General features: G+C 37.9%; 1 protein-coding gene. It reads left to right on the top strand.

Features of this window, described 5'->3' with window-relative positions:
- Window positions 1–517: 517 nt before the first annotated feature.
- Complete coding sequence (locus tag QVO97_RS04375; RefSeq protein WP_002578394.1) at window positions 518–712, top strand: hypothetical protein; 195 nt, start codon at window positions 518–520, stop codon at window positions 710–712.
- Window positions 713–766 lie beyond the last annotated feature (54 nt).

The following is a 766-nucleotide window of genomic DNA, read 5'->3' as shown; positions in this document are numbered from 1 at the left end:
AAATCAAGAAATAAATAACTATTTGTCCATATTATAACATAAACTAGCAGAAAATCAATAAAAAAGAGTACAAAAAAGAACCTATAACGCATGAAGTGCTATTGACATTAGCAGTAACGGGGGATATAATGGCATTAAATCAAATAGGTACAAAAATGTATACCTACAAAACTTTTGATTATTGGACCTTGAAAATTGAATGAGCTGTATGGGTGCCTTTCGGGGCTTAAAGGTAACACAGGATTCCACCGCTGTATCAGAGAGTAGTATGTGGAAACCGAAGATACTCCGGCAACGGCTGGTATGCTTGAGAAGAAGCTGCCAGTATTCAGAAAGATTTCTGATAGAGGTCAATTGTAACGTTGACACCGCCATATACAAATGGAAGCCAACACGCCGAACGGAATGAAAAATCATCGTAAGAAGTCCAAATAAAAAGTAGATGTACTGACAACGGGCATAACCGCTGTCTGGGAGGTGATGCAGAAGAATACGGAGGAAAGGAGGTATGTGCATCATGAGAAAAACAACAGAGTATAAGGCTGAGAACCGTCTGACGGTAGATATTGAAGGATTAATGGCAATGTTATCCTGCGGAGAAGTAACTGCAAAGAAAATTGCAGACTATGCAGAAGCAAGAGTGATTGTTGGAAGACGTGTTCTTTATAACGTGGATAAGATAAAAAAATATCTTGATGCAATGGCAGTGTAATGAAAGATAAAAGGATAAAATACAACAACTTTCCTTCGGAATGAAAAGGGAAAA

This window comes from Clostridium sp. CAG:43 (genome assembly GCF_000434655.1).
GTDB classification, from domain to species: Bacteria; Bacillota; Clostridia; order Lachnospirales; family Lachnospiraceae; genus Otoolea; species Otoolea fessa.
This window is presented reverse-complemented; position numbering and strand designations above follow the sequence as displayed.

Coding starts and splice junctions, on each gene's coding strand:
- QVO97_RS04375 (WP_002578394.1), top strand. CDS start 518: ATGAGAAAAACAACAGAGTATAAGGCTGAGAACCGTCTGACGGTAGAT.